23 protein-coding genes and 1 pseudogene are annotated in these 23,447 nt (G+C 63.0%); 14 read left to right on the forward strand and 10 right to left on the reverse strand.

The window, feature by feature from the left end; all coding sequences use genetic code 11:
* The first annotated feature begins 214 nt into the window (after positions 1-214).
* The 5 genes from QY049_RS08770 to QY049_RS08785 all read left to right on the forward strand — a co-directional run bounded on the left by QY049_RS08770 (position 215) and on the right by QY049_RS08785 (position 4,383).
* Positions 215-1,147, forward strand: a complete 933-nt coding sequence (locus tag QY049_RS08770; protein ID WP_258763962.1) for an alpha/beta hydrolase — start codon at positions 215-217, stop codon at positions 1,145-1,147.
* Between the two features lie 211 nt (positions 1,148-1,358).
* Positions 1,359-2,381 carry an ABC transporter substrate-binding protein gene (locus QY049_RS08775; protein WP_301269275.1) on the forward strand — a complete coding sequence of 341 codons (1,023 nt, stop codon included), beginning with the start codon at positions 1,359-1,361 and terminating at the stop codon, positions 2,379-2,381.
* Positions 2,382-2,620: 239 nt separating this feature from the next.
* Positions 2,621-2,935 (forward strand): hypothetical protein, encoded by a 315-nt coding sequence (locus tag QY049_RS08780; protein ID WP_258763960.1) that lies wholly within the window; start codon positions 2,621-2,623, stop codon positions 2,933-2,935.
* Between the two features lie 201 nt (positions 2,936-3,136).
* Positions 3,137-3,349: a DUF2061 domain-containing protein gene (locus tag QY049_RS38960; RefSeq protein WP_367401180.1), complete on the forward strand. Its 213-nt coding sequence runs from the start codon at positions 3,137-3,139 to the stop codon at positions 3,347-3,349.
* Positions 3,350-3,939: 590 nt separating this feature from the next.
* Positions 3,940-4,383 carry a CBS domain-containing protein gene (locus QY049_RS08785; protein ID WP_258763959.1) on the forward strand — a complete coding sequence of 148 codons (444 nt, stop codon included), beginning with the start codon at positions 3,940-3,942 and terminating at the stop codon, positions 4,381-4,383.
* A gap of 74 nt (positions 4,384-4,457) precedes the next feature.
* On the opposite strand, the gene QY049_RS08790 is transcribed toward QY049_RS08785, so the two are convergent.
* The 6 genes from QY049_RS08790 to QY049_RS08815 form a co-directional block, all read right to left on the reverse strand.
* Positions 4,458-4,943: a hypothetical protein gene (locus QY049_RS08790; protein ID WP_258763958.1), complete on the reverse strand. Its 486-nt coding sequence runs from the start codon at positions 4,941-4,943 to the stop codon at positions 4,458-4,460.
* A gap of 225 nt (positions 4,944-5,168) precedes the next feature.
* Positions 5,169-6,482 carry an NAD(P)H-dependent oxidoreductase gene (locus QY049_RS08795; RefSeq protein WP_258763957.1) on the reverse strand — a complete coding sequence of 438 codons (1,314 nt, stop codon included), beginning with the start codon at positions 6,480-6,482 and terminating at the stop codon, positions 5,169-5,171.
* 92 nt (positions 6,483-6,574) lie between these two features.
* On the reverse strand, positions 6,575-7,375 hold the full coding sequence (locus QY049_RS08800; protein WP_258763956.1) for a phytanoyl-CoA dioxygenase family protein: 801 nt from the start codon (positions 7,373-7,375) through the stop codon (positions 6,575-6,577).
* A 55-nt stretch (positions 7,376-7,430) separates the two neighbouring features.
* Positions 7,431-8,108, reverse strand: coding sequence for a GntR family transcriptional regulator (locus QY049_RS08805; protein WP_258763955.1), 678 nt, complete (start codon positions 8,106-8,108; stop codon positions 7,431-7,433).
* Between the two features lie 160 nt (positions 8,109-8,268).
* Positions 8,269-9,081, reverse strand: a complete 813-nt coding sequence (locus QY049_RS08810) for an alpha/beta fold hydrolase (protein WP_258763954.1) — start codon at positions 9,079-9,081, stop codon at positions 8,269-8,271.
* A 2-nt stretch (positions 9,082-9,083) separates the two neighbouring features.
* Entirely contained in the window at positions 9,084-9,902 is an 819-nt protein-coding gene (locus QY049_RS08815) for an alpha/beta fold hydrolase (RefSeq protein ID WP_258763953.1), read from the reverse strand.
* Positions 9,903-10,039: 137 nt separating this feature from the next.
* Here QY049_RS08815 and QY049_RS08820 point away from each other — a divergent pair.
* A pseudogene (locus tag QY049_RS08820) lies at positions 10,040-10,579 on the forward strand (methylated-DNA--[protein]-cysteine S-methyltransferase); the annotation flags it as partial.
* A 7-nt stretch (positions 10,580-10,586) separates the two neighbouring features.
* Here the strand turns inward: QY049_RS08820 and QY049_RS08825 are convergent.
* Together QY049_RS08825 and QY049_RS08830 are read right to left on the reverse strand one after the other, a co-directional pair.
* Positions 10,587-12,131, reverse strand: coding sequence for an acyl-CoA synthetase (locus QY049_RS08825; RefSeq protein ID WP_258763952.1), 1,545 nt, complete (start codon positions 12,129-12,131; stop codon positions 10,587-10,589).
* 101 nt (positions 12,132-12,232) lie between these two features.
* Positions 12,233-13,405, reverse strand: coding sequence for an acetyl-CoA C-acetyltransferase (locus QY049_RS08830; protein ID WP_258763951.1), 1,173 nt, complete (start codon positions 13,403-13,405; stop codon positions 12,233-12,235).
* A gap of 231 nt (positions 13,406-13,636) precedes the next feature.
* Between QY049_RS08830 and QY049_RS08835 the strand changes: the two genes are divergently transcribed.
* The 8 genes from QY049_RS08835 to QY049_RS08870 all read left to right on the forward strand — a co-directional run bounded on the left by QY049_RS08835 (position 13,637) and on the right by QY049_RS08870 (position 22,541).
* Positions 13,637-14,215, forward strand: a complete 579-nt coding sequence (locus tag QY049_RS08835; protein ID WP_246755630.1) for a TetR family transcriptional regulator — start codon at positions 13,637-13,639, stop codon at positions 14,213-14,215.
* Positions 14,216-14,298: 83 nt separating this feature from the next.
* The gene (locus QY049_RS08840) at positions 14,299-15,057 is read left to right on the forward strand and encodes an SDR family NAD(P)-dependent oxidoreductase (RefSeq protein WP_194478024.1); all 759 of its coding nucleotides are present in this window, start codon (positions 14,299-14,301) and stop codon (positions 15,055-15,057) included.
* Positions 15,058-15,238: 181 nt separating this feature from the next.
* Positions 15,239-16,045: an enoyl-CoA hydratase/isomerase family protein gene (locus tag QY049_RS08845; protein WP_258763950.1), complete on the forward strand. Its 807-nt coding sequence runs from the start codon at positions 15,239-15,241 to the stop codon at positions 16,043-16,045.
* Positions 16,046-16,089: 44 nt separating this feature from the next.
* Positions 16,090-17,961 (forward strand): AMP-binding protein, encoded by a 1,872-nt coding sequence (locus QY049_RS08850; protein WP_258763949.1) that lies wholly within the window; start codon positions 16,090-16,092, stop codon positions 17,959-17,961.
* A 100-nt stretch (positions 17,962-18,061) separates the two neighbouring features.
* Positions 18,062-19,189 (forward strand): acyl-CoA dehydrogenase family protein, encoded by a 1,128-nt coding sequence (locus QY049_RS08855; RefSeq protein WP_258763948.1) that lies wholly within the window; start codon positions 18,062-18,064, stop codon positions 19,187-19,189.
* Between the two features lie 15 nt (positions 19,190-19,204).
* Complete coding sequence (locus QY049_RS08860) at positions 19,205-20,446, forward strand: acyl-CoA dehydrogenase (RefSeq protein ID WP_258763947.1); 1,242 nt, start codon at positions 19,205-19,207, stop codon at positions 20,444-20,446.
* A gap of 121 nt (positions 20,447-20,567) precedes the next feature.
* On the forward strand, positions 20,568-21,812 hold the full coding sequence (locus QY049_RS08865; RefSeq protein ID WP_258763946.1) for an acyl-CoA dehydrogenase: 1,245 nt from the start codon (positions 20,568-20,570) through the stop codon (positions 21,810-21,812).
* Positions 21,813-21,842: 30 nt separating this feature from the next.
* Positions 21,843-22,541 (forward strand): nitroreductase, encoded by a 699-nt coding sequence (locus QY049_RS08870; RefSeq protein WP_258763945.1) that lies wholly within the window; start codon positions 21,843-21,845, stop codon positions 22,539-22,541.
* A 70-nt stretch (positions 22,542-22,611) separates the two neighbouring features.
* Here the strand turns inward: QY049_RS08870 and QY049_RS08875 are convergent, their stop codons facing one another.
* A complete protein-coding gene (locus tag QY049_RS08875) occupies positions 22,612-23,160 on the reverse strand; it encodes a sigma-70 family RNA polymerase sigma factor (protein ID WP_092288831.1) in 549 nt (182 codons plus the stop codon).
* Positions 23,160-23,393 (reverse strand): NepR family anti-sigma factor, encoded by a 234-nt coding sequence (locus QY049_RS08880; RefSeq protein ID WP_194478017.1) that lies wholly within the window; start codon positions 23,391-23,393, stop codon positions 23,160-23,162. The genes QY049_RS08875 and QY049_RS08880 overlap by 1 nt, the downstream gene beginning before the upstream one ends.
* Between the last annotated feature and the right edge of the window lie 54 nt (positions 23,394-23,447).

The raw sequence follows: 23,447 nt of genomic DNA on the forward strand, positions 1-23,447 counted from the left end.
GGTCAGTCATACGCCTATGTCTTCATCCTCCATCAAACCGCGCAAGGCGGTCCTCGCCGGAGCGATACGTTATTGCCGGTAGAGCAGACGTGGGACCGTGCTCGCTTCGACGGCCGCTTGTGACCCATCTCGGACATGGCACATAGTCTGACAGTAGCCACGCCGGTGTCGACGCACTAGTATCCGTCTCTGGGCATCAGCCGGTAAGGGCACGATGTTTGAGGTCGTGGAGTTTCCTTCCGAGGGCGCGACATTGCGCGGGCGCTTCTATCGCCCTGCGCAGGTGGCGCCTTGGCCGACCGTGGTCATGACGCATGGCACCACAGCCACCATCACCATGTGTCTCGATCGCTATGCCGAGGTATTCTGTCGCGCCGGCCTCGCTGTGCTGCTCTACGACCACCGCAATTTCGGGCTCAGCAGCGGCGAGCCCCGGCAGCTGATCAACCCGTGGCTCCAGGCGCGCGGCTATCGCGACGCCATGAACTATCTGCTCACGCGCGCCGACGTCCATTCGGAGAGAATCGCGGCTTGGGGCGATAGTTATTCTGGCATGATTGCGCTTGCGGTCGGCGCGCTCGACCCGCGATATGCGGCGGTCGCGGCGCAATGTCCGGCCTGCGGCATGGAAATGCCCAAGCTCGCGCCGGACGAGTGGCATTTCCAGACAATGCAAACGATCTTCGACGACGGCGACATCACCGGCACGCCTGAAACCACGACCGGGCCACTGCCGGTCGTGTCGGCCGATCAAATCGGCGCGCCCTCGCTGCTGAAGCCGATCCAAGCTTACCGCTGGTTCATCGATTACGGCGGCCGGCATGGCACATTGTGGGAGAACCGTGCCATTCGCGTCATTCCACCCACGGTGGTTCCGTTCAGCGCCTATCTGGCGGCGCAGTTCATTCGCGGGCCGACCCTGCTCATGGCCGGTCGCAATGACGAGATGACTCACTGTAATCCCGACGTAACGAGGGCCGTATTTGGGCTCATGCGCTGCCGTAAGCAGTGGGCTGACATCGATGGCGGCCATTTCGGCTTGTTGTACCATCCAAGCGAGATTTTCGAGGAAGCTAGCGCGCGGCAGTGCGCCTTCCTGACCGAAGCGTTGGGCGCGCAAATCGACCAACGATCACTGATAACCTGACACTTCGCCTTTGGCCTGAGCGAAGTCCGGATCGGCCCTGGAAAGGTCCGTGTGGCCCTTAGCTGACTTCCTTCAGGCATTGCGACATGGGCCGGTTTTGACCCAAAGCGGCCCGACACGCCGTCAAGTATGCTTTTCAATGGTCTGTCACCAAGGGGCGGGAACGTAGTAATTTTTGTTTCCCATAGGCGTGGTCCTTGAGGAGGGACATATGCGACGGCGGGAGTTCATCGGACGTTTCGGCCTTATCGGCGCAGCCGCATCAACACTGTTTGGTCAAGGCTCAAACGCGCAGTCTGCGCCGAAACGTCCGATCATCGCGTGGGCGGGAGCCCCGCCCGCAGGTACACCCGCAGGCTTAAACGTGCCTCAATTTATATTGGACCTAGTGTTCGGCAATTTTGTCAAAGGTCTCTCGGAGTTTGGTTACGAGCAAGGTCGAGACGTTGATATCATTCGGCGAACTGACATGTTTACTGACCGAGTAGCAACCATGGAAGAAATGGTCGCTCTGGTCAAACCCAATATCATCGTCGCGCCAGCGACGTTGCAAGCGGTCGAGGCCCGAAAGGCGACATCGACGATACCGATTGTCTGTGGCGCGCTCGCGGACGCGGTTCATCTCGGCTTGATTGCCAGCGAAGCTCGCCCGGGAGGAAACGTAACCGGAATTGAGCCCTATATCGCGGGATTGCCGACCAAGCAAATTGAACTTGCGCGAGAAATCGTGCCGACGGTACGGCGCGTTGGACTGCTCACCAACATGAACGATCCCAAGGGCCCACCTCAAGTGGCGGACTTGAAGGCTGCTTGCCAAGCTATGAGCCTCAGCGTGATTGAAGCCGATGCTAACACGCCGAATGATATTCCGGGTGCACTCGCGACACTGGCGAACGAAAAAGTCGATGTTGTCGTTGTCCTTCAGACCAATCTGCTCCTTGTCCGGTCCGAGCAGATCGGCGCCATTGCCCTTGAAAAGCGGCTGCCGACCGTCTTCGGATACCGCGAGCACGTTATTCACGGCGGCCTTGTCAGCTACGGAGTTGATTTGCGCTGGTGTTATCGTCGCCTCGGCTATTTTGTGGACAAAATCCTCAGGGGTGTTCGTTGCGGTGACCTGCCCATCGAATTTCCAACGGAATTCTGGTTGGCAGCCAATCTCAAGACAGCAAAGGCCCTCGGCGTGACCGTGCCGACAGACCTTCTCGCCCGCGCCGACGAGGTGATTGAGTAATTGCTGCGGGAACAAGTCCGCCTTTGGCCCGTGGCTGACTTCCGCTCTTGGCCTCGCAGCGTCCGCTTCCAAGGGCTGAGCGGACAGCCGAGTGGTGACGCCAAGGGCTGCCTTTGACCGATAGGCGACCTCGGCGCGGGACGCATGGGCCACCTCCTGCGTACATCCCCTTAAGATACTGACCTGAATTTTTTGACGCTTCATCTCCTGCTATCGGTCATCAAGGAGTGGAGGCCAGCATGCGATTGCCATTAAAGCTCATCGCTCTTGGAATTATTCTTCTGCTGCCGAAGACTCACCTTTATCTGTCCGAGGCTCATCTCTCGGAAGCGCAAACCGCTTCAGGGCGCCAGATGTTAAGCCCGGTAGCTCATTGGGATGCTAACTCGGCGAGTCATTTCACGGTCTCTGCGGCCAAAACCTCTGAGTGCGCAGCGAAGCCCGGGCACGACGGCAGCGACACCGTGGCCATTCACGCCATGGATAAGAGCCCGAAGGGGTCGTACGCATCTCACAGCAAAGATATAGACCCGCCGACGGGTGGGCAGGGCTGAAGGTTTGCTTCTGCACCATCGCGATAAATGTAGAAGGTCTTGCTATTCAGTCGGACGCAGAGCCGACTTGATTTGGTCACCGCAAGCAATGCGGCTCGTGACCCAACGCAGCCGGCGATGCTGGTGCCCGTGCAGGTGTTCAACTAGCATTCCCTCCGAGAAAAACGCCACTGACTTTCGCGATGAAAGGGGAGAGGGTGCATGCGCAACGTAAGTCCCCGTCGCTCTTTGGCGAAAGCAATAACCTACCGCGTTGTAGTTATGACTTTGGATTTTCTGACGATCTACGTACTGACTGGAGCGGTACATGCTGCCGTTGGCTTCATGATCATTAGCAACATCTACACGTCGCTCGCCTATCTCGTGCACGAAAGAGTGTGGGCCACAATCCGGTGGGGAATTGAAGAGCGCTAGAGCGGCACGCGAACGACGAACGCCGCCCATCTTGGCTCAAATGCCCGCTCATGGCCCGAATGCGAAGTTCGGGCGGCGTCATCAGTTGTCGGCTCAGTGGGGTAGACCGAAAGCAACCGACCGACCTATGACCCGAAGCGGAAGTTTGCTCCAGCCGGAGCCAACCTGTCTTGCTCTTAATTCAGGACTGGGTTTATCTTTGGCCGCGCGGTCGCTTACTTCGTAGCGCGCTAACCACGTGGAGTGGCAGTCATGGTGCAGAATGTCATAGCCGGATTTGTCGTCATGGCTTTGATTTTCATGGGCGTACTTGCTTATGCCCAAAAGCATGAAGGATGCTTGCGCGGACGCTCGCTCCAAACCTTCCAGCCCTGCGGATCAATCGGCTCTGACATATAGCACTGACCGAGGGCAGCTTGTGACCGATAGCAGCCCTTGCGCCCCTGCCAGTGCGAGGCGAAACCCCGCTGTCGGGATCGGTGGCAGGTCTCGCCGGCGACATCGGCGCGGTGCTGACGAGACAAGATATTTCGACTATCCTCGATGCTGACCATCAAGGCAGGCCGGACGGGGCCCGCGAGAGGAAACCGATGAGCACAGTCAAAAGCGCTCTGGCCCAGAAGCGTGGCGCCCTGATCCATGTTCGTTCCGACGACATGGTCGTCGAAGCCTTGCGCAAGATGCGCGACAACCGGGTCCGGTCGGTGCTGGTCATCGACGACGACGTGCTTGTCGGTATCGTGACCCAGGGTGACTGCGCCATCAAAGTGCTGCTGCCCGGGCTCGATGCGACGCAGACGCCGGTGGGCCAGGCGATGACTGGCAACCCGGTGACGGTCAAGCCGGACGATCGGCTGGATGGCTGCATGGCAATGATGGCTCAGCGCAGTTTTCGCCATCTGCCCGTGCTGGACGCGGGCAAGGTGGTGGGCGTGATCTCGATCGGAGACGTCGTCAAGAACATCATCCGGGACCTGGAGCACAACGTGGACGACCTGATGGGCTACATCATGAAGGACGGACCCGGAGGCTGACAGACGAACCGCGGTGCCGTCCCCCCTTAGCCGACCTGAGCGCGTTCGCAGCCACTCGACCGAAAGCCGGCGCGTCAACGTCGGCGGGGGACAGGCGGAGGCGGAGGCAAGTCCCGCTGCCAGATCGTGCCGTTGTCGAACTGGATCAGCATTCCGTCCGGCGAGTAGACGGCGCTCTGATTGAACGCATCGACCCAAATCCGGTTGGCCGGAGAATACCAATCGGGCCAGGCCCGAGATGGCACGCCGGCTTCGGTCAACAGATTCAGTTCAGTCCCGTTCTGGGTGACATAGGCCGCCAGGCCCCCTCGGCACATCTGAATGCACTTGTACACGCCGGTGAGGTTGATCGACTGCGCCGAGGCACCGGAGGCGGTCATCGCCGCTGCCAAGCCGACAACGAGAGACAAACGCTTGCTGCTCATGAACTCGTTCCTGGAAATGTCCGCTACTGCTCGTTTCAATTCTTGCTGGCCCGTCTGAGTGACGACGCCGATGCCGGCGCGCGCCATGTCTTCAATCGGAATGCAGGCGAGGAGATCGAAATTGGCTCGATCCAACAGATCTTGCTTTGCGAGAGAAATCTGTCACCGGCCCCTCAGGGCACCTTGATCAGGATCAAACGTCCCCGATCAAGTCGACCAGCAAACGGCATCGCCGGGCTTGACGGTCCACGGCAGGTCGCAAGATACCGAAGCGTTGCGGAAGCTCTGTTCAATCGGGTGACGGAGGCACGATCCGCCGCCGGCCCGCGGCTGTCGACGTCGTGTGAATGCACGCACGCTCTAACCTTGCTTCGTGAACGCCGCCTCCATCGCCTTCCTGGTCTTGACCGTCTCGTCGTTGGCGTCGAATTCGACGTCGCTCCAGCGCACGATCTCGCCATGGGGGACGTCGTGCTTCAGCTTGAGGCGATGCGCGAGACCGATCGGCAGGGCGCCTGCCTTCAGGCTCGCAGCCGCCGGCACCAGCTTGCCCCACACCGTGTAGCCGCCTTCGCCGTCCAGCATCTCCCCGGCGCGCAAGTCTCGCTTGGCCACGGAGGCGACGTCGCCGCGGAAGCCGAAAGGTTGCCCGGTCGGCTCGCCGCGCAGTGCGGCCGACAGCACAGAAATGTTCAGCTCGAGCCCGATCAGATGATAGGGCTTGTACATCGCGGCAAACCGTCCGCTGGCGTCGGTCTTGAGGCCGTACTGCTTGAAGCAATCCGCCGCATAGTCATTCGGCGCCTCCAGCACGACATAGACGCCCCAGCGCAAATCGCGAAACACCGGCCGGCCGTCGCGCTCCAGTGAGGAGACCACTTCCACCACGCCCGGCCGCTCCAGCACGCCGCCGCGCGATCGCGGCCGCATGATGTGCGGCAGGTCGTCGACCCCGCAGGGCGGAAACAGAAGTCCCTCCGTGGGCACGTCGAGCCCGCAGGCATTCGCAATCGCAGCCATCTCGATCGCCGATTTGGTGCCGTCGAGGAAGGAGTTGAACATCTGCGGATTCATGCCGGCCGACTGCGCTTCGCCGGCCGTCAGGCCATAATGCTGCCAGACGCCGTCGGGCGTCACGTCGTGATAGGCAGGCAGATATTTCGTGCCTTTGCCGGCGGCGATGACGCGAAAACCGGTGGCGCGCGCCCAGTCGACCATCTCCGCTGTCAGTGCCGGCTGGTCGCCATAGGCGAGCGAGTAGACCACGCCCGCCTTGCGTGCCTCCTCGGCGAGCAGGGGGCCTGCCAGCACGTCGGCTTCGACATTGACCATCACGACATGCTTGCCGGCCGCGATCGCCGCGCGCGCGTGGCGGATGCCGACGGCGGGATTGCCGGTCGCCTCGACCACGACATCCATCGCGCCGCCGGCGATGGCGCGCGCGCCGTCATCGGTGAAGACGGTGGCCGCAATCCGCTCGGCGCTCCAGCCGACGGTGCGGCAGGCCTCGCGCGCGCGGTCGCGGTCGATGTCGACGATGATCGGCACCTCGAGCCCCGGCGTATGCGGCACCTGCGCCAGAAACATCGAGCCGAATTTGCCGGCGCCGATCAGTGCGACGCGGACAGGCATTCCGGCGGATGCCCGGGCCTGGAGGATGCGGAAGAGGTTCATGGGGAAATCTCGATATCAAGCGTTTCCAGTGCGGCTTGCGCTCGGTCCACCTCTCCCAATGGGAGAGGTGGCTCTCGCCCGTGGCGGCGATTTTACTCCGCAGCCTGCCGCGGCGCCCGCGCAAGCCGTACCAGCGCATCATCGTCCACCGTCTTGATCGGCGTAAAATCGCGATGGGCGATGTATTCGGGCCTTGTCGGGGTGCGGATGTAGTTCGAGACCGCGTTCAGCGTCAGGTACACGATCTTGCGCGGATAGGGCGTGATGTTGCCGGCCGAGCCGTGCACGAGATTGCCGTGGAACATCAGCATGCCGCCAGGCTTGCCGGTCGGTGCGACGATGCCGCCCTGCTTGACGAGACGCGTCACGGTGTCCTCGTCCAGCGTCCACAGCGGATAGGACGTTGTCGAGAGGTCGTGCGAAGCCTGGAGATCGCCGGCATTCTGGCTGCGCGGCACCAGCATGAGGGGGCCGTTGATCGGCATCACCTCGTCGAGGAAGATCGCGATGTTCATCGCGCGCGGCTCCGGCATGCCGTCGTCGCGCTTCCAGGTGCCGTAATCCTGGTGCCACTGCCAGACGTCGCCGGTGAAGGCCGATTTCGCGTTGATCTTGAACTGGTGCATGTAGACGGGCTCGCCGAAGACCTGTTCGACCGGCTCGATCATGCGCGGATGTGCGCCGAGCACGCCGAAGGCCTCGCTATAGAGATGCGCGGCAAAGGCCGTGCGCGGCGCGCCGCTCTTCTCGCGCCAGACCTCCGGCCGGTTGGCATCGTAAATGCCGACCGCCTCGCGCGCGAGGAAATCGACCTCTTCTTGGGTAAACAACTCCGGGAGGAACAGCCAGCCCTCGCGATGGAAGAACTCCAATTGCTCCTGAGACAGTTTCATGGGTCGTCCTCCTTGGCTCATTTTGTTTTTCTCGTCGTGGCTGGCGCGCCCTTGGCTACGCCGCCACCTCGTCCGTCGCCCTCAATCTCTCCTCGGTCATCCGTCCCGCCGTCTGCGCATGCGCCAGTGCCGCGCGTTCGGCGGCGTCGACGTCGCCTGCAAGAATGTGCTTTGCGATGTCGGCGTGCTCCGCCCAGGCGCTGCCGCGATAATCGAGCTCGGACAGCACGGTCGCCATCGAGCGGCGCATATGCGGCCATTGCGGCGTGATCGTTTCCTCGATCACGGGATTGCCGGCGAGCTGGTAGATGGCGCGGTGAAACTCGACGTCGAGCGCGATCAGCTCGGCAAGCGGAGTCTTCCGATCGATGCGACGTCCGGCGGCGAGCGCCGTCTCCAGCCGCGCGCGTCCCGCGGCGTCGGTTGCAGTGCGCCGAGCCGCAAGCCGCGCTGCGAGCGCATCGATGGCGCCGCGCACCTCATAGAGCTGGCGAATGCGCGCGGGATCGAGCTGGGTGACTTCAAAGCCGCGCTTGCCGCTCTCGGCGACGAGGCCCTGGCGATGCAACAGATGCAGCGCATGCGACACCGGCTGGCGCGACACGCCAAGCTTGTCGGCAAGCTCGTTCTGCCGGATGCGCTGGCCCGGCTGCAGCGTGCGATCGGAGATCGCCTCCAGGATCCGGGCATAGACCTGGTCGATCAGGTTCGGCAGCGGGTCGAGAGGAATCACGCCGGGTAGCTCCGAATAGGAATACGGAATTCCGTATTCTAAAATAGACCGGTAAGGGGGGGCCGTCAATATCCTCGCTTTTGGCGAGGTAAGCTCTTGATTTTATTGAGGCCGTCTACTGTGCATGGGGTTGTTTTCGCGTTGTGAGGCGTACCGGCCTCTACTCCGCCAGGAACCTGCTTACGACCTCGCCGAACTCCAGCGGCGCCTGTTCGAACATCCAGTGCCCGGCGTTCGGAATCACCGCCGTCTGCGCGCCCGCGATGTGCGCGGCCAGCACGCGCCACAGTACCGACAGGCTGCCGGTGGTGGCGCCGCCGCCGATCAGCAGCGTCGGCGTCCTGATCGCCTGCGCGTCTGCAAGCGTGTAGGGCCGGCGCTGCTCGTTGATCTGGCCGAGGAAGGTGAGCGTGTTGTCGCGCAGCTGCTGCTTGGCGGCTGCCGGTACGCGCCGCCAGGAGCCGTCGCCTTCGATGCCTTCGTAGAAGTTCTGCAACGCGCCCTCGATGTCGCCGGCGCGGATCATCTCGACCGAGCGTATCGTCTTCGCGGCCAGCGGCGGATGCGCGGGCGTGCCTTCGGGCAGCGGCAGGCTGGCGTCGAGGTCGCCGCCCGGCTCGGCCAGCACGAGCTTTCGCAGCAGGTCAGGGCGTGCCTGCGCGACGCGAAACGCGATGTGCCCGCCGCGCGAATGCCCCATCAGGTCGACGGGGCCGGGCTCGACCTGCTCGATGAAGGCGATCGTGTCGGCGACATGCTGTGCCATCTTGTAGTCGTCGCCGACGGCATCCCAGTGCTCAGGAAAGAAGTGCCGCAGGCTGACCGCGATGACGCGATGGCTCTTCGACAGCGGGCCGAGCACCGAATACCAGGTGCGGAAATCACCGAGCGTGCCGTGCACGCAGACCAGCGGATGGCCCTCGCCGAGTTCGAGATAGGCCATGTCGTAACCGTTGACGCGAAAGCTCTGCATGATCAGCTCGCCAGGAAGTCCAGGACCACTTCGGAGTATTTTTGCGGCGCCTGCTCGAACATCGGATGCGTCGCGTTCGGGATGATCGCCGTCTTGGAATAGGGCACATGCGCGGCGAGCGCATGCAGCACCTTCGGCAGCAGGCCCTTGGTCCGCGCGCCCAGGATGAACAGCGTCGGCATCTTGATGGATTCCGCATCCGCTTTCGAGAATGGCGGACGATTGTCGCGGACCTGGCCGATCAGCGTATAGGCGTTGTCGCGCAGGTTCTGCTTCACCATCGCCGGCAGCCGCGGCCAGGTGCCGGCGCCCTCCAGGGTGTCGACGAAGACCGCGAGGCCGCCATCGACATCGCCGGCTGCAATCTTGCCGGCCGAGGCTGTGAACCGCGCCAGCAGCGGCGAGGGGCCGCCGGAATAGTCAGGGTCGAGGCTCGCGTCCAGTTCGCCGCCCGGCTCCGCCAGCACCAGCCGCCGCAGCAGATCGGGCCGCTGCTGCGCCACGCGGAAGCAGATGTGCCCGCCGCGGGAATGGCCCATCAGGTCGACCGGACCCAGGTCGAGCTTCTCGATGAAAGCGATGACGTCGCTGACATGCTGGGCGATCGAATAGGTATTGCCGACGCCGTCCCATCGTGCAGGGAAGAAGTGCCGCAAGCTGACGACGATCATCCGGTGCCGTTGCGTCAGCGGCCCGAGCACGCAGCCCCAGACGCGGAAGTCGTTGAGCGAACCATGCACGCAGACCAGCGGCGGCCGGCCTCTGTCCTCGCCCACGTCGAGATAGGGCATGTCGTATCCAAGGACGTGGAGGCTTTGCATTCAGGGCTCGTGGAAAGGTGTGCGGAACTCCTGTGCAAGATTCCCGGAAACCGGGTGGATCGCAACTATTTCCAAGCCTAGATTTGTACCGAGATCACAACGGGGGCATGCGAAGACGCTAGTCCAGGAACCAAGCCATGACCGACCAGCATTTTGCCCTGTTCGATACCAGGATCGGCCTCTGCGCCATCGCCTGGGGTCCGCGCGGCATCAACGGCACGCAGCTCCCGATGGGCGGCGAAGCGAAGATCCGCACCCGCATCAGCCAGCGCCACGCAGATGCCACCGAGGCCGTGCCGACGGCAGAGGTACAGCAGGCGATCGACCGCATGACGAAACTGCTCGCGGGCGAGCCGGATGACCTCACCGATATCTCGCTCGACCTCGACGGCGTGCCCGAGTTCAACCGCGGCGTCTACGAGATCGCCCGTGCCATTCCGCCGGGGAAGACCATCACCTATGGCGACATCGCCAAGCAGCTTGGCGGCGTACAGCTCTCGCGCGACGTCGGCCAGGCGCTCGGCCGCAATCCGTGCCCGATCGTCGTGCCCTGCCACCGCGTGCTCGCCGCCGGCAACAAGCCCGGCGGCTTCTCGGCGAATGGCGGCGTGGTGACGAAACTGAAGATGCTCGAGATCGAAGGCGCGCTGGTGAACCACACGCCCAGCCTGTTCGATTGTGACCCTATATCTTCGCCGCCGTCTTCGGCCAGTACTTGTCTCGCAGATGCCGCTTCACCAGCTTCCCCGTCGGTGTGCGCGGCAGCTCCGCCTCGAAATCGATCGAGCGCGGGCACTTGATCGCCGAGAGGCGGGTCCTGCAATAGGCGATCAAATCGGCCTCGAGCGCTTTGCCGGCGCGCTTCATGTCGTGCGGCTGCACGACCGCCTTGACCTCTTCACCCATCTCCTCGTTCGGCACGCCGAACACCGCGACGTCGGCGATCTCGGGGTGAGTGATCAGCACGTCCTCTGCTTCCTGCGGATAGATGTTCACGCCGCCCGAGATGATCATGTAGGACTTGCGGTCGGTGAGGAACAGAAACCCGTCCTTGTCGAGATAGCCGACATCGCCGAGCGTCGACCAGCCCTTGGCGTTGTAGGCCTTCTTCGTTTTTTCGGGATCGTTGTGATAGGTGAAAACAGGCGCGTCGGCGAAATAGACCGTGCCGATCTCGCCCGCCGGCTGTTCCTCGTCGTTCTCGTCCAGGATCTTGATCTTGCCGACCACGGCGCGGCCGACGCTGCCGCGATGCTCCAGCCATTGCTGCGAATTGCAGACGGTGACGCCGTTGCCTTCCGAGCCTGCGTAGTACTCGATCAGGATCAGTCCCCACCATTCGATCATCTTCGCCTTGACGTCGACCGGGCAGGGCGCCGCGGCGTGGATCGCGCCTTTCAGCGTCGAGACGTTGTATTTCGCGCGGACATCGCCCGGCAGCTTCAGCATGCGCACGAACATGGTCGGCACGAGCTGCGATTGCGTGACCTTGTATTTCTCGACGAGCTTCAAGAATTCCTCGGCGTCAAAATGCTCCATGATGACGGAGGTGCCACCGAGCACCACCGCCATCATGTTGAAGCGCAATGGAGCTGCGTGATAGAGCGGCGCCGGCGACAGATACGTGCTCTCGGCATTCATGCCGCACATGTCGGCGCAGAGAACGCGCAGGAACGCGTTCGGCACGTCGATCTTGTTTCCCTCGAACGCTTTCTTGATGCCCTTCGGCCGACCGGTCGTGCCCGACGAATACAGCATGTCGTAGCCCGCGACCTCGTCCGCGATCGGCGCGGTCGGCTGTGCGGCCGCTTCCTTGTCGTAGGAACGGAAGCCGGGGAGCGGATCGTCGACCATGTAGAAGAGCGGCTCGCCGGGCTTGCCCTTGACCAGGTCCTTGACCTGGTCGGCGCATTTCGGCGTCGTGATCAAGACCTTGGCGCCGCAATCGCCGATGATGTAGTCGATCTCGTCCTGCTTCAGATAGCGGCTGATCGCGGTGTAATAGAGCCCGCTGCGCTGCGCCGCCCAGCAGATCTCCATGAACGCGAGCCGGTTTTCCATCAGCAGTGCGATGTGGTCTCCGGCCTTCAGCCCGAGCGAGCGGAACAGCTGCGCGCCCTGGTTCGAGAGCTCGTCGAGTTCGCGATAGGTGATGGCCTTGCCGGTCCCGGCCATCTGGTAAGCGATCTTGTCGGGCGTGCTCTTGGCGTGGATGGACGGATGGGTCATGGCGTTTCCTCAAAAAAAGAGGCGAGCGGTGAATGGCGACAGGGGCGGAAGCCGCTCCCCATCACCACTCACCACTCGCCATGCGTTCTTCGCTTTTCTTCTTACAGTCGTTCGACGATCGTCACGTTGGCCATGCCGCCACCTTCGCACATGGTCTGCAGGCCATAGCGCTTGCCGCGCTGATGCAGCGCGTGGAGCAGCGTCGTCATCAGCTTGGTGCCGGAGCCGCCGAGCGGATGGCCGAGCGCGATCGCGCCGCCGTTGACGTTCAGGCGGGCCGGATCCGCACCGGTGGTCTTGAGCCATCCGGTCGGCACCGAGGCGAAGGCCTCGTTGACCTCGAACAGGTCGATGTCGTCGACCTTCATGCCGGCCTTCTCAAGCGCCTTCTTGGTGGCGTGCAGCGGCGCGTCGAGCATGATGACGGGGTCGCCGCCGGTCATGGTCATGTGATGGATGCGTGCTAGCGGCTTGACGCCGAGCTGCTTGAGGCCGCGCTCGTTGACGACCATCACGCCGGAGGCGCCGTCGCAGATCTGGCTGGCGCTGGCCGCGGTGAGCTTGCCGTTCTCGGCGATCAGCTTGACGCCCTTGATGCCTTCGAGCGTGGCATCGAAGCGGATGCCTTCGTCGATGTGATGGGTGTCCTTGCTGCCGTCGGCCCTGACGATCTCGAGCGGCACGATCTCCTTTTTGAAGTGACCGGCCTGGGTCGCCGCGATCGCGCGCTGATGGCTGTTGTAGGAGTATTCGTCGAGATCGTCCTTCGACAGGCCGTACTTCTCCGCCATCATCTCCGCGCCGGTGAACTGGCTGAACACGATGTTGGGATATCTCGCCTCGATGCCCGGGCTCTTGTAATGGCCGAAGCCGTTCTTGGCGGCGAGCTGCGAAGACAGGCCCATCGGCACGCGCGTCATCGATTCCACGCCGGCCGCGATCACCACGTCCATGGTCCCGGACATCACGGCCTGTGCCGCGAAGTGCAAGGCCTGCTGCGAGGAGCCGCACTGGCGGTCGATCGAGGTGCCCGGCACGCTCTCGGGCAGCTTCGATGCCATGATCGCGTTGCGCGCGACGTTGTTGGACTGCTCACCGACCTGCATCACGCAGCCCATGATCACGTCCTCGACCAGCGTGGGATCGACCTTGGTGCGATCGACCAGCTCGTCCAGCACCTTCGCGGCGAGATCGGCCGGATGCCAGCCGGCGAGGCGGCCCCCCTTGCGCCCGCCCGCGGTCCGCGCAGCGGCGACGATATAAGCCTCGGCCATTTCGGTCTCTCCCATGATTGTTCTGAATTGGGTTGTCGGGGTTTTAAGGGGCAGGATATCGTTTAGTCAATCGATCAATTAACTCTTGTGGGGAGGCGCTGCTTGGGCTTATCTGCGGCCCGCTTCAAGCGGCGAGAACAAGGGATTTCCGTGACTACCAGCGTACCGAGCAGGCTCCCCAGCGGAAAGAATTCCACGGCAGAGAAATTGCTCGTGGCCGCGAGCGAGTTGATGATCGAACGCTCGTCGATCGAGATATCGCTCTCCGACATCGCGCAGAAGTCGGGCGCCAACGCCGCGCTGGTCAAATATCATTTCGGCAACAAGGACGGCCTGCTGCTGGCGCTGCTTGCGCGGGATGCTGCTACGGAAATGTCCAATCTCGAATATCTCCTGGCGCAGCAGATCACGTCGACGGCGAAGCTGAAGCTGCATATCGCCGGCATCATCCGCGCCTATCACCGGTTCCCCTATATGAACCGTCTGATCCATTATCTTCTGCATGAGAGTGTCGCCGGTTCTGCAGACGAAGTTTCAAAATTTTTCGTCGCGCCGCTGCTCGACTTTCATCGCCGCCTGCTCGCCGAAGGCGTCAGCCGCGGCGAGTTCCGCCAAACCGATCCTGTGCTGTTCTACACCAGCCTGATCGGCGCCTGCGATCACCTGTTCTTCGGCCGGCACGCGATGTCTCGCGCGACCGGCGTCGGTCCGGTCACCGATGACGTCTGCCGGCAATACATCAAGCACATGGAAACGCTGATCTGCGGCGGCATCCTCACGCAAGCCGAGGAAGCTGCCGCGGCCGGATAATCCGGCCATCACTTGTGAAGTTGACGACTTGCAAGTCTAGAGAAGAAACGCCCAAGGAAAAGGCAGAGGAAAGGTAGCCTGTCATGGAATTGAAAGACGTAGCCGTTCTCATCACCGGTGGTGGCTCTGGTCTCGGTGAAGCGACCGCCCGCGCCATGGCGGCCAAGGGTGCCAGGATCGGCGTGATTGACCAGAACAAGGACAATGCCGAGAAGGTTGCCGCTGAAGTGAAGGGCATCGCGCTTCACGCCGACGTCACCAGCGAAGAGCAGATCAAGGCCGCGATCGCCAAGGCGGAAGCCGCGCATGGCGTCGCCCGCGTGCTGATGAACTGCGCCGGTATCGGCGGCTCGCAGCGCATCGTCGGCCGCGACGGAGTCTATCCGCTGGAGAAGTTCGCGCGCATCATCAACGTCAACCTGATCGGCACCTTCAACTGCCTGCGGCTGTTCGCCGAGCGGCTCGTCACGATCGAGCCTGTTGGTGAAGAGCGCGGTGTCATCATCAACACGGCTTCGGTGGCCGCTTACGAAGGCCAGATCGGCCAGATCGCCTATTCGGCCTCGAAGGGCGGCGTGGTCGGCCTGACCCTGCCGGCCGCGCGTGACCTCGCCAGCCAGAAGATCCGCGTCAACACCATCGCACCCGGCCTGTTCTTCACGCCGCTGCTGATGGGTCTGAACGAGGAGGCTCGCAAGAGCCTGGGCGCCCAGGTGCCGCATCCCTCGCGCCTTGGCGATGCCAAGGAATACGGCGCGCTCGCCGTGCACATCGTCGAGAACGCGATGCTGAACGGCGAGACCATCCGCCTCGACGGCGCCATTCGTATGGCTCCGCGGTAGGGCTCTTCCTTCTCCCCTTGTGGGAGAAGGTGGCGCGCGTAGCGCGCCGGTTGAGGGGTTTCTATCCACGGAGACAGACCCCTCACCCAAGCGAACTCTTGGCTAGCGACGTACATGCCCTCTCCCGCAAGGGGAGAGGGCGCAATAACCGCCACCCAAAGAGCGGATGCAGGAGCGCCCCATGTCCCAACCGCTGCTGATCGAGCATGACGACGGCGTCGACCGGGTGACGCTCAATCGTCCTGACAGCCTCAACGCGCTCGATCCCGCGCTGATCGATGCGCTCAACGTTTATTTCCAGGGCCTCCAGCGCAACCGCGACACGCGCGTCGTCGTGCTTCGGGGTGCGGGCAAGAATTTCTGCGCAGGCCTCGATCTCAAAGCCGCGATGTCGCGCCGCGCCGGGCAACAGGAGCCGCCCGGCGTCACGGAGTCGCTGGACTCGCAGCGGCGCATCGCCGACATCGTCATGCTGATGCGGCGCTGTCCGCAGCCGATCCTGTCGCTGGTGCAGGGCGCGGCGGCCGGCGGCGGCTTTGCGCTGGCGCTGGCGTCCGACATCCGCCTCGCGACGAAATCGGCGCGGATGAACTGCGCCTTCATCAAGCTCGGCCTCGGTGGCTGCGATATCGGCACCAGCTACTTTCTGCCGCGGCTCGTCGGCGTCTCGGTCGCCTCCGAATTGATCCTCACCGGACGCTTCATCGGCGCCGAGCGCGCGCTTGCGGTGGGGCTCGTCTCCGAGGTCGTCGACGAGGACAAGCTCGATGCAGCGGCCGAGCCTTACGTCGATGCGATGATGGCGGCTTCGCCGGTCGGGCTGCGCCTGTCGAAGGAATGTCTCAACATGAGCGTCGATGCCGGATCGTTGGAAGCTGTGATCGCGATGGAGGACCGCAACCAGGTCCTGTGCAGCCGCTCTGAGGAATTTTCGGAAGGCATCAGGGCCTTCCTTGAGAAGCGAAAGCCTGTCTATATCAAGCGCTGAAACAACGAAGATCCGCAAAGGACAATAATTCCGGGAGACGCAAAATGAGTGGAAGCGCGGCGGCGGTGATGGCAAAGCCCGCCTTTCGCAAGGTTGAGTGGCTTGCGCGAGACATCGATGTCGAGCGGCGCGCTGACGGCACGGTGGTTCTGAAGTCGCGCATTCCGCTGCAGGCCTACGAGACACATCTTCCGGCCTCGCTGGCAAAATGGGCCAGAGAGGCGCCTGAGCGCATCTGGCTCGCGCAGCGCGGTGGACCCAATCGCGAATGGCGCAAGGTCTCCTATGGCGAAGCGAAGCGCACCGTGGATGCGCTGACGCAGGCGCTGCTCGATCTCGAGCTCGAGGGACGTCCGGTGACGATCCTGTCAGGCAATTCGATCGAGCATGCGCTGATGACGCAGGCCGCGATGCAGGCGCGCGTCCCGGCTGCACCGGTGTCGCCGGCTTACTCCTTGATGAGCCACGATCACGTCAAGCTGAAGTACCTGTTCGACCTGATCAAGCCGGCGGTCGTGATGGTTCAGGACGGCCCGACCTTCGAGAAGGCGCTGAAGGCACTCGATCTCACCGGTGTCACCGTCGTTCACGTCGTGCGGCCGTGCGAGGGCGTGAAGAGCGTCAGCTTCGCCGAGCTAGCTGCAACGCCGGTGACGAAAGACGTCGACGCGTCGATCGCAAAAATCACGCCCGATACCATCGGCAAGCTGCTGTTCACGTCGGGCTCGACCGGCATGCCCAAGGCCGTCATCAACACGCAAGCGATGATGTGCGCCAATGCCGCCATGATGATGCAGGTGCGGCCGCGCGTGCCGGGCGGCCCGCTGCCGGTGGTGCTCGACTGGATGCCGTGGAATCACACCATGGGCGGCAACGCCGCGTTCCATCCTGTGCTGGTCGATGGCGGCACGCTTTATATCGACGACGGACGGCCGATGCCGGGCCAACTCGAAGAGACCATCAAGAATCTTCGCGAGGTCTCGCCGACCTACTACGCCAACGTGCCGGCCGGCTATGCCGCGCTCGCGGCTGCCATGGAGAAGGACGATGCTCTATGCCGCTCGTTCTTCAAGAACTTGTCGATCATGGCCTATGGCGGTGCGCGGTTGCCCGACGATCTCTATGATCGCATGCAGGCGCTGGCGGTGAAGACCACCGGCGAACGCATCGTGTTCTATACCGGTTGGGGCTCGACCGAGACCGCACCGACCTCGACCGGCACCTATTGGGACACCGAGCGCGTCGGCCTGATCGGCCTGCCGTTCCCCGGCGTCGAGTTGAAGATGGTGCCGTGCGGATCGAAATACGAGCTGCGCCTGCGCGGTGTCAACGTCACGCCCGGCTACTTTGGGCAGCCTGACTTGACCAAGAAGATGTTCGACGAAGAAGGTTTTTACTGCATCGGCGACGCCGGCATCTTCGTCGACGATGCCGATCCGGTGAAGGGCATCATCTTTGCCGGCCGCGTCGTCGAGGACTTCAAGCTCACGACCGGCACCTTCGTGCATGTCGGTTCGCTCCGCACTGATGCGATTGCGGCCGCGACACCCGTCGTGCATGACGCCCTGGTCGCGGGTCAGGATCGCGCCTTCATCGGTCTGCTGGCCTGGCCCAATCTGCATGCCTGCCGTCAGCTGGTCGGCAATCCCGATCTCAGCTTCGAGGACGCAGTGAAGCATCCCGAAGTGATCGCCTGCTTCAAGCGCGGGCTCCAGGCCCACAACAAGGAATGCGAAGGCGCCAGCAGCCGCATCATCGCCCGCGCAATGCTGATGGCCGAGCCGCCCTCGATCGACGGCAACGAGCTCACCGACAAGGGTTACATCAACCAGCGCGCCGGCCTGGAACGCCGTGCGGCGCTGGTGGAGCGGCTTTATTCGGATAGACCGGACCAGGACGTGATCGTGCTGCGATGAAGCGCCCCTCCCTCACCTCGTCATTCCGGGCTCGCGACTTCGTCGCGCTCCGGAATGACGGGCTCAATAAATGACAACGAATAAACAAAGGTAAGCCGCCATGAACTTCGATTTCTCCGACGACCAGAAGCAGCTTCGCGATCAGGCGCGCAAATTCCTCGCCGAGAAGTGCTCGCCGAAAGCGGTGCGCGTCGTGCTCGACGGCAAGGCGCCCTATGACAAGGAGCTCTGGAAGGGCCTCGCCGAGATGGGTTTTCTCGGCGTCGCGATCCCCGAAGATTTCGGCGGCGCCGGTGCCGGTCATCTCGAGCTCTGCGTGATCGCGGAAGAGATGGGCCGCGCCAATGCACCGGTACCGTTCTCTTCGACCGTCTATCTTGCTGCCGAAGCGCTGCTGATCGCGGGCAGCGACGCGCAGAAGAAGAAGTGGCTGCCCGCAATCGCCTCGGGCGAAGCGATCGGCACGCTGGCGCTGTTCGAAGGCAAGGGCAACCCGGCGCCGAAGAACGTCAAGCTCGCGGCCGCCAATGGCGTCCTCAACGGCGTCAAGAAGCCGGTGGCCGATGGCACAATCGCCGACTTTGCCGTGGTTGCGGCGCGCACCGGATCGAGCGGGCGCGACAGCGACATCTCGCTGTTCCTGGTCGATCTCAAGGCCGGCGGCGTCGAGGTGAAGAGTCTTACCAATCTCGATCCGACTCGCGGGCAGGCCGAGATCATTTTCAAGGATTGCAAGGCCGAACCGCTCGGTGCCGCCGGCGAAGGCTGGAGCATTCTCACGCAGGTGCTCGACCGTGCCGCGGTGCTCTGTGCCTTCGAGCAGGTCGGCGGCTCCGACCGTGCGCTGGAAATGGGCCGCGACTACGCGCTCGACCGCATCGCCTTCGGTCGACAGATCGGCTCGTTCCAGGCGGTCAAGCACATGCTCGCCGACATGTATGTCTCGGCAACGCTGGCGCGCTCCAACAGCTATTACGGTGCCTGGGCGCTCTCGACCAACGCGGCCGAGCTGCCGGAAGCGGCCGCGGCCGCACGCATCAGCGCGACGCAGGCGTTCCAGCACTGCGCCAAGAACAACATCCAGGTTCACGGCGGCATGGGCTTCACCTGGGAGTTCGACTGCCACATGTACTACCGCCGCGCCAACGCGATGGCGCTCGGGCTCGGCAGCCTGTCCTATTGGGAGGACCAGCTGATCGACCGCATGCGCAAGAAGAACGCGGCGTAAGCGAAGGGCACGCATATGAACTTCGACGACACCCCGCAGGAAGCCGAATTCCGCGCTATCGCGCGCACCTGGATCGGCGCCAACGCACCCAAGCAATATGTGGAGGATCTGCGCAAATCCTCGCTCGGCCGCACGGCGCTGAAGAACGCTGACATTCTCGATGTCGCAAAGGCCTGGCAGAAGAAGAAGGCCGATGCCGGCTGGGCCTGCCTGCACTGGCCAAAGGAGTATGGCGGTCGCGGCTCGTCGCCGATCGAGCGCGTGATCTGGCAGCAGGAAGAGGGCCCGTTCGGCCAGCTCTCCCGCATGTTCATCATCGGCCACGGCATGTGCGGGCCAACCATGATGGCGTTCGCGCGCGAGGAGCATAAGCGCACCTATCTGCCGCCGCTCGCCTCTGGCGAGAAGGTCTGGTGCCAGCTGTTCTCCGAACCCGCCGGCGGCTCGGACGTTGCGGGCTTGCGCACACGTGCCGAGAAAGATGGCGACGACTGGGTCATCAACGGCCAGAAGATCTGGACCTCGGGCGCGCATTATTCCGACTACGGCATCCTGCTGACCCGTACCGATCCGACCGTGCCCAAGCACAAGGGCCTCACAATGTTCTTCCTGGACATGAAGAGCCCGGGCGTCGAGGTGCGGCCTATCAAGCAGGCGAGCGGCGCCTCCGACTTCAACGAGGTCTATTTCACCAATGTCCGCATCCCTGATCATCAGCGCCTCGGCGAGGTCGGTGACGGCTGGAACGTCTCGCTGACCACGTTGATGAACGAGCGCAGCGCGATCGGCGCCGCCGTCTCGACCGGCTTCCCGGAGCTGTTCGAATATTGCTCGAGCTTGATGCTCGACGATGGTCCGGCGATCGAGGATCGCGCGGTGCGCTCGAAGCTCGCGAACTGGGCAGTGAAGGCGAGCGGGCTGAAATACACCAGCATGCGCGCGATCTCCGCGCTGTCGAGGGGCGAGCGGCCGGGGCCCGAAAATTCCATCGGCAAATTGGTGGCGGGCTCGATGATCCAGGACGTCGCGACCTACGCGCTGGATCTGCAAGGTGCAGCCGGCGTCGTTAGCGGTGAAGATGCCGAACTGGCCGGCCGCTTCCAGGCGATGCTGTTGCGCGCGCCCGGTACGCGCGTCGAAGGCGGCACCGACGAGATCATGCGCAACATCATCGCCGAGCGGGTGCTGGGCCTGCCCGGCGACATCAGGGTCGACAAGGACGTGCCGTTCAACAAGATCCCGACCAAGGGAAGATGAGTTCGCAGGGCGGGTTAGCCGAAGGCGTAACCCACCTCTTTCGTCCCCGCGTCAGCAGAAGCGGTGGGTTACGCTTCGCGGACCCACCCTACGCACCGAGCAAGCATTTGAGAGGTCCGCCATGAATTTCGACGACACCCCGCAGGAAGCCGCATTCCGCGAGACCGCGCGCAAATGGGTTGTCGCCAACGCGCCGAAAGAACTCGAGGAGGAGTTGTCAAAATCCTCGCTCGGCCGCATCAGGCTTGCGAAGCACGACATGGTCGAGGTCGGCAAGGCCTGGCAGAAGAAGAAGTCGGACGGCAATTGGGCCTGCCTGCATTGGCCGAAGGAATATGGTGGCCGTGGCGCCACGCCGATCGAGAAGGTGATCTGGCAGCAGGAGGAGGGCGTCTACGGCAAGTTGACTCAGCCGTTCCAGATCGGTGAGGGTATGTGCGGCCCAACCGTGATGGCCTGGGGCAGCGAGGAGCATAAGCGTCGCTATCTGCCGAAGCTCGCCTCCGGCGAGGAAATCTGGTGCCAGTTGTTCTCCGAGCCCGCCGGCGGCTCCGATGTCGCGGGCCTTCGCACGCGCGCGGAAAAGCAGGGTGACAATTGGATCATCAACGGCCAGAAGATCTGGACCTCCGGTGCGCATTACTCCGACTACGGCCTCCTGATCACCCGCACCGATCCTGGTGTGCCCAAGCACAAGGGCCTCACCATGTTCTTCCTGGACATGAAGAGCAAAGGCGTCGAGGTTCGACCGATCAAGCAGGCCAACGGCATGCAGGAGTTCAACGAAGTCTATTTCACCGACGTCGTGATCCCCGACAGCCAGCGTCTCGGCGCGATCGGCGAAGGCTGGAGCGTATCGCTGACCACGCTGATGAACGAGCGCATGTCGATCGGTGCGCGGCTTGCAACCGGTGTGCCTGAGCTGTTCGACTTCTGCTCGAACCTGATGCTGGAGGACGGGCTTGCGATCGACGATCCGGCCGTGCGCTCAAAGCTTGCGAGCTGGGCGGTGAAGTCGAGCGGGCTGAAATATACGAGCTACCGTGCGATCTCGGCACTGTCGAAGGGCGAGCGTCCCGGCCCCGAAAACTCCATTGGCAAGCTGGTGTCGGGCGTGATGCTGCAGGATATCGCGACTTACGCGATGGATCTCCAGGGCGCTGCCGGGTTGCTCACCGGGGATGCGGAGGAAACCGTCCAGGGCCAATTTCAGCAGATGCTGCTGTCCTCTCCCGGGATGCGCATTGCCGGCGGCACCGACGAGATCCTGCGCAACATCATCGCCGAGCGCGTGCTGGGCCTGCCGGGCGACATCCGTGTCGACAAGGACGTGCCGTATAACAAGATCCCGACCAAGGGGCGGTGATAACCCAACCTACGAAGAGCGAGCTGATCCATGGACGCAAAAGTAAGCCAGAACGACCGCATCGGCGTGCTCGAAGACCTCCTCAACGAGCGCTACTCGGTTCGCGCTTTCTTGCCGAAAGAGGTCGACCGCGCCACCATCGAGCATGTGCTGACGACGGCACAGCGCACCGCATCCTGGTGCAACAGCCAGCCCTGGCAGGTCATCATCGCCAGCGGCGAGGCCAAGGAGCGCTTCCGCCAGCTGATCTACAAGGAGGCTTCGGGCGGCCTCGGCGACGACTACGATTTCACGCCGCCGCGCGAATATCTCGGGGTCTATCTCGAACGCCGCCGCGAGAGCGGCTTTCAGCTCTACAACACCCTCGGCATTGTCAGAGGCGACAAGATGGCTTACGCAAAACAGGCGCTGGAGAACTACAATTTCTTCGGCGCGCCGCATGTCGCGATCATTCACACCAACGAGCCGCTCGGCATCTACGGCGCGATCGATTGCGGTGCCTACGTCTCGAATTTCATGCTCGCCGCGCAAGCGCTCGGGCTCGGAACGATTCCGCAGGCCGCATTGGCGCGACATTCCGGCCTGATCCGCCGCCACTTCGACCTGCCTGACGACCGCCGTGTCGTCTGCGGCATCTCGTTCGGCTATGCCGATAACGCCCATAAGGTCAACAGCTACCGCACCTCGCGGGCATCGGTCGCCGACACGGTGACGTTCGTCGGGAAATAACCTGCACGCGCGCCAAGACGGCCGCGCAAACGGCCGCCTTCACAGCTGTCGCCCTCAATCGATTGACGCGCTATCCGCCGCTGCCGCCGATCACGGCGCGCACGGTCTCGTCGGGTCCGAAGTCCTCGGCGCCGTCGACATAGAGCAGTGCGGCGAGCTTCGAGCGCGCGCGATTGACGCGGCTCTTGATGGTGCCGACCGCACAGCCGCAGATCGAGGCCGCATCCTCATAGGAGAAGCCGGAGGCACCGACCAGGATCAAGGCTTCGCGCTGGTCCTGCGGAAGCTTGTCGAGCGCGGTGCGAAACTCCTCGAACTCGAGATGGGCGTTCTGCGAGGGCTGTGTCTTCAGCGTCTTGGCATAGTTGCCCTCGGCGTCCTCGACCTCGCGCCGCCGCTTGCGATAGTCGGAGCGGAACAGGTTGCGCAGGATCGTGAACAGCCATGCCGGCAGGTTGGAGCCGGGCTGAAACGAGTCGATGTTGGCGAGCGCGCGCAACAGCGTCTCCTGCACCAAATCGTCGGCGCGGTCCGCATTGCCGCTGAGCGAGATCGCGAACGCGCGCAGGCTCGGCACGGCCGCGAGGATGTCGTCACGCAGGGAGTTCGTGAGAGGCATTAATCCCTCCCATTGTTGTCGTTGGAGCCCCCAGCCCCATTCTCGTTTGGAGATCCACCTCCGGGCGCATCAAGCTTCTTGATGAGTTCCGCGAACCGGTCCGGAACCCCCTGCCGCACGACGTCGTCGTACATGGCGCGCAGTTGGTGCCCGATCCGGGATTGAATCTCCGGAGTTAGGCCTCCCTTGCCGGGGGTCGTGCTTTTGCTGGCTTGAGACTTGAGATCTTTCATGACCTGTTCCACGTTTCCCCGAGTTAAGTGACTGCAAAATAGAGAAGTTTTCTC

The organism is Bradyrhizobium sp. WYCCWR 13022, from assembly GCF_030435535.1.
Lineage (GTDB): Bacteria > Pseudomonadota > Alphaproteobacteria > Rhizobiales > Xanthobacteraceae > Bradyrhizobium.